7 protein-coding genes, 1 pseudogene and 2 riboswitches are annotated in these 4696 nt (G+C 75.1%); of the genes and pseudogenes, 2 read left to right on the forward strand and 6 right to left on the reverse strand.

Annotation, left to right across the window (positions count from 1 at the left end):
- The 4 genes from AC2W7J_RS15930 to AC2W7J_RS15945 all read right to left on the reverse strand — a co-directional run.
- The coding region (locus AC2W7J_RS15930) for a CbiQ family ECF transporter T component (RefSeq protein ID WP_485983597.1) at positions 1-248 on the reverse strand (248 nt) is incomplete at its 3' end.
- A 352-nt stretch (positions 249-600) separates the two neighbouring features.
- On the reverse strand, positions 601-939 hold the full coding sequence (locus tag AC2W7J_RS15935) for an energy-coupling factor ABC transporter substrate-binding protein (protein ID WP_485983599.1): 339 nt from the start codon (positions 937-939) through the stop codon (positions 601-603).
- Positions 932-1615: an energy-coupling factor ABC transporter permease gene (locus AC2W7J_RS15940; RefSeq protein WP_485983601.1), complete on the reverse strand. Its 684-nt coding sequence runs from the start codon at positions 1613-1615 to the stop codon at positions 932-934. The genes AC2W7J_RS15935 and AC2W7J_RS15940 overlap by 8 nt, the downstream gene beginning before the upstream one ends.
- A 35-nt stretch (positions 1616-1650) precedes the next feature.
- Positions 1651-1765: riboswitch (cobalamin riboswitch) on the reverse strand.
- Between the two features lies 1 nt (position 1766).
- Complete coding sequence (locus tag AC2W7J_RS15945) at positions 1767-2318, reverse strand: cobalt-precorrin-4/precorrin-4 C(11)-methyltransferase (protein ID WP_485983609.1); 552 nt, start codon at positions 2316-2318, stop codon at positions 1767-1769.
- Positions 2319-2343: 25 nt separating this feature from the next.
- Between AC2W7J_RS15945 and AC2W7J_RS15950 the strand changes: the two genes are divergently transcribed.
- Positions 2344-2538: a hypothetical protein gene (locus AC2W7J_RS15950; protein ID WP_485983603.1), complete on the forward strand. Its 195-nt coding sequence runs from the start codon at positions 2344-2346 to the stop codon at positions 2536-2538.
- A gap of 9 nt (positions 2539-2547) precedes the next feature.
- Here AC2W7J_RS15950 and AC2W7J_RS15955 read toward each other — a convergent pair whose 3' ends face one another.
- Together AC2W7J_RS15955 and AC2W7J_RS15960 are read right to left on the reverse strand one after the other, a co-directional pair.
- Positions 2548-2919 (reverse strand): hypothetical protein, encoded by a 372-nt coding sequence (locus AC2W7J_RS15955; RefSeq protein WP_485983605.1) that lies wholly within the window; start codon positions 2917-2919, stop codon positions 2548-2550.
- A 337-nt stretch (positions 2920-3256) separates the two neighbouring features.
- Positions 3257-3772 (reverse strand): annotated as a pseudogene (locus tag AC2W7J_RS15960) (SAM-dependent methyltransferase); the annotation flags it as partial.
- 58 nt (positions 3773-3830) lie between these two features.
- A riboswitch (cobalamin riboswitch) is annotated at positions 3831-3958 on the forward strand.
- On the opposite strand from AC2W7J_RS15960, the gene AC2W7J_RS15965 reads away from it, so the two are divergent.
- A partial coding sequence (locus AC2W7J_RS15965; protein WP_485983607.1) for a magnesium chelatase ATPase subunit I occupies positions 3949-4696 on the forward strand: 748 nt, incomplete at its 3' end. Its footprint overlaps the riboswitch before it by 10 nt.

The raw sequence follows: 4696 nt of genomic DNA on the forward strand, positions 1-4696 counted from the left end.
GGGCCTTGTCCCACGCCGCGACGAGCACCGCGGCGCACAGCTGACCGACCGAGCGTCGCGCGGCCCAGCCGCTCGCGTAGCCCAGCCGCCCGGCCTGCGCGGCCCCGGATCGCCGACGCGGCGTCGAGCAGGGCGAAAACCATCCGGTAGGTGACCGCGGCGATGTCGACGGCCACCTCCGGCACCCGCGCCCGGCGCAGGCCCGCGAGCAGGTCGACCATCGGGGTGGTGGCGGCCAGCAGGACCATCGCGCTCGTGGCCGCGAGCGCCGGGCGGCGACGAGCGCGGCCCGGGAGGCACTCCCGGTGTCGATGCCGACAGGACCGAAGGACCACAGGTCACCGGGGCCGAAGGTCACCGCGATGGTCACGGCCCCGATGCCGACGAAGACCGCCGGCCCGAGCATCGCCCGCCGCCACACGCCGACCGGGACCCGGGCGAGCGCCGCGAGGCCGACGGCGCAGGCCCCGACGAGCCCGGCCACCGCCATCGAGGTGGTCGTCGCGGCGACGAGGAGCAGGCCCAGGCAGAGGAGGGACTTCTCCAGCGTCGAGCGGGTCCGCCACCGGGAGGACCACGCGGCGTCGTCGAGGGAGAGCCTCACGTGCGCGACCCGTCGCCCTCGCCACCCGGCACCGCGCGGCGGCCCCGGAGCCGGCCGAAGACGTAGCCGAGCGCGAGACCGCCGAGACCCGCCTGAAGGGCGAAGAGGCCCGACTCGATCTCGCCACCGGCGGGCGGCAGGAGCGGCTCGAACCACGGCTCGTGACCGGCCTCCTCGATCTGGGCGGTCGCGGCGGCATCGGACCCGCCGAAGGCCTCCTCCTCACCCGAGGCCGCCCGGCCACCGAGGTAGAGCGCGACGACGAGGACGAGGACGATGGCGCCGACGACGAGCGCGACGCCGCGCCGACCGAGGGTCTGGGTGGACTCACGCACGAGCGGCCTCCGTGGTCTCGACGGTCTCGGCGGGCACGACCTGCAGGTCCTCCAGCTCGGGCCGCGCCCACGCGATGAGGGCATTGAGGAGCAGCACGCCGACGAGGCCCTCGACGATCGCGAGCGGCACCTGGGTCACGGCGAAGATCCCGAGAAAGCGACCCCACGCCTCGACGAATCCCCCTTCGGGATAGGCCAGCGCGAGCTGCGTGGCGGTCGTGACATAGGTGGCGAGGTTGGCCATCGCGACGCCGACGAAGACCCGCACGACGAAGGGGGCCGCGGCGAGCAGCCGGAAGAGCCCGTAGCCGACCCAGGGCCCGACGACGGCCATCGAGACGACGTTGGCCCCGAGCGTCGTGATGCCACCGTGGGCGAGAAGCAGCGCCTGGAAGAGCAGCACGATCGTGCCGAGCAGGGCCATGACCGGGGGGCGGAAGATGATCGCGCCGACCCCGGTGCCCGTCGGGTGCGAGCTCGAGCCGGTGACCGACGGCAGCTTGATCGCCGACATGACGAAGGTGAAGGCGCCGGCAGCGCCGAGCAGCAGGCGGGCACTCGGGTTGTCCCGCACGACGCGGGCGGCACTGCGGGTGCCATGGATGACGAAGGGGGCGGCGACAGCGGTCCACGCGGCGGCGTGGATCGGTGGCAGGAAGCCCTCGGCGATGTGCATCGGTGCACTCTCTCTCTGGCCGGATGACGCGTCCGACCGCGGCAGCCCTCGCCCCGGAGTTCCTGACTCGCGGAAGACCCGCTCACAGTGGCGCGACCGTCCCGGACTCTCACCGGGTTCCCCCAGGTGGAGGCGAAGGCTGCGGCCGAGACTAGCGAAGCCCACCCGGGATGTCTGCCGCCGTCCGCTCCTCGCGCCCGGCCGCGCGGCGGCACGAGTAGAGGTGCGACTCCACGAAGCCCTCGGCCCGCAGCGCCCACCCGACGACGATGATCGCGGCCTGCCGCAGGTCGTGCGCCTCGACCTGGTCGGCGATGTCGGCGAGGGTGCCGCGCAGGACGATCTCCTCGGGTTGCTCCACCCGGTAGGCGACGGCGACTGGGCAGTCGGCGCCGTAGTGCTCGGCGAGCCGGTCCGCGAGCTCGCGGGCGCGGCGGATCGCCAGGTGCAGCACGAGGGTCGCACCGGTCGCGGCGAAGGCCTCGAGGCTCTCCCCCGACGGCATCGCCGTCGAGTCGCGCTGCGCGCGGGTGAGCACGACGGACTGGGCGACCTCGGGCACGGTGAGCTCGCGGCCCAGCCGGGCGGCGGTCGCGGCGTAGGCGGCGATGCCGGGCGTGATGTCCCACGGCACGCCGGCGGCGTCGAGCCGGCGGGTCTGCTCGGCGATCGCGGAGTAGACGCTCGGGTCGCCGGAGCACAGCCGGGGCGACGTCCTCGCCGCGCTCGTGCGCGGCGACGCACTCGGCGGTGATCCCGTCGAGGTCGAGGTCCTGGGTGTCGACGAGCCGGGCGCCCTCGGGGCAGTGCTCGAGGACGGCGGCGTCGAGGTAGGTGCCGGCGTAGAGGCAGACCGGGCTCGCCGCGAGCAGTCGGGTCGCGCGGATCGTCAGCAGGTCGGCGGCACCGGGCGGCGCCGATGAAGTGAACGGTCATGTCTGGTCCTCGGAGTCGGTGCGGATCGCGGCGAGCTGGGTGACGGTGCGGGCGGGCGTCCACGACAGGAAGCGCCCGAGCGGCACGGCCCGCTCCACCGACAGGCGGGTGAGCTCGCCCCCGGTGCGGGCGTGCAGGCCGATGAGTGCCGCGTCCCCCTCGAGCGTCACGGCGTGCGCGACGAGCCGTCCGCCGGGGCGAAGGGAGGACCAGGCCCGGTCGAGCAGGTCGGGGTCGAGCCCCCCGCCCACGAAGACCGCATCGGGTGCGGGCAGCGTCGTCAGGTCGGTGCTGGCGGTGTCGCCGACGACGACGTCGACGAGCAGCGAGGCCGAGGGCAGCGGCGTTGTCGCGGATGCGCTGGGCACGGGTCGCGTCGCGCTCGACGCAGGTGACGGTCGCGCGATCGACGGCCAGGCACCACTCGAGGGCCACGGAACCGTTGCCGGCGCCGAGGTCCCACAGTCGCGCACCGGGCGTGGGACGCAGGCGGGCCAGGCCGCTCGCGCGCACGTCGCGCTTCGTCAGCTGGCCGTCGTGGTCGATGAAGTCCTCGGGGCGGCCGGGGCACCGGGGCCAGCGGTCGCGCCGGCCACGGTGGGGGTCGTCGGCGCGCACGTCGAGGCAGGCGAGCACGAGGTCGGGCGTGGCCTCGGCGAAGCCGTCGGCGCGGGCTGAGTGGGCGCCCTCGTCGGGGCTGCCGAGGTGCCAGCGAGCGGTGAGCGTCGTTGCGCCCCAGCCGTGCTCGGTGAGCAGGGCCGCCAGACGGGCCGGACCGTCACCGTCGGAGAGGAGGACGACGAGACGGGCACCGTCGGTCAGGTGGGGCAGGAGCGCGCGCAGGTCGCGCCCGACCGTCGTGACGACGAGCGTCTCCTCCGCGGACCAGCCCTGTCTGGCCCGGGCGAGGGCATCGCTGCCGACGGCAGGGTGGACGCGGACACGCTCGGCCCCGACGACGTCGATGAGGGTCGTCGCGATGCCGGAGCGCAGCGGGTCGCCGCTGGCGAGGACGACGGCGTCGGGGTGCGCCTCGACGAGTGCGGGCACGCCGGGCGAAGGGGGCTGGGCCAGGGCACGAGCCGGGCGTCCGGCGCGTGGGGGGCGAGCAGGTCGAGGTGGCGGCGCCCCGAGGAGGGTCGTGGCACCGGTGATGAGGGCGCGTCGGGCCTCGTCCAGGCCGGACCACCCGTCGTCCCCGATACCCACGACCTCGATCACGGACGCCCACCCTAGGGCCTTGCCCCGCTGTGAGAGGATCTCGCCCAGGCACCCCGCCGAGGAATCCGGTGCAACTCCGGAGCGGTCCCGCCACTGTCACGGCCCACACGGCCAGAGCCAGACACTCGGTCGGTGCCCGTCGTCGCGAACCCGCGATGAGTCGTCGGACGGCGAGCGTGGACACTCGCCAGGAGGCCGCCGCTGTGAGCCGCACCGGGTCCCGCACCCCCACCTTCCCCTTCACCGCGCTCGTGGGCGCCGACGAGCTGACGTCGGCACTGCTGCTGAGCGCGATCTCCCCCGAGATCGGCGGCGTGCTCGTCCGGGGCGAGAAGGGCACCGCCAAGTCGACCGCCGTCCGGGCCCTCGCCTCCGTGCTGCCCGAGCAGCGGGTCGCGAGCGAGTGCCGCTTCGGCTGCGACCCCGACCGCGACGAGGACTGCCCCGACGGCCCGCACGAGAGCGCGGCCACGACCCGCCCGGCCCGGCTCGTCGAGCTCCCGGTCGGCGCGACCGAGGACCGCGTCGTCGGCTCCCTCGACCTGCGCCGCGCGCTCGGTGACGGCGAGGCGGCCTACCAGCCCGGCCTGCTCGCCGAGGCCCACCGCGGCATCCTCTACGTCGACGAGGTCAACCTGCTCCACGACCACCTCGTCGACGTGCTGCTCGACGCCGCGGCGATGGGCCGCAACACCGTCGAGCGCGACGGCGTCTCGATCTCGCACCCGGCCCGGATCACCCTCGTCGGCACGATGAACCCCGAGGAGGGCGAGCTGCGCCCACAGCTGCTCGACCGCTTCGGCCTGACCGTGCACGTCGCCGCGAGCCGCGACCCGCACGTGCGCGCCGAGGTCGTACGACGTCGCCTCGAGGCCGACCTCGACCCGGCGGGCTTCGCGGCCCGCTTCGCCGACGCCGAGGCCG

This window comes from Janibacter sp. CFPM2_SD2, from assembly GCF_057364645.1.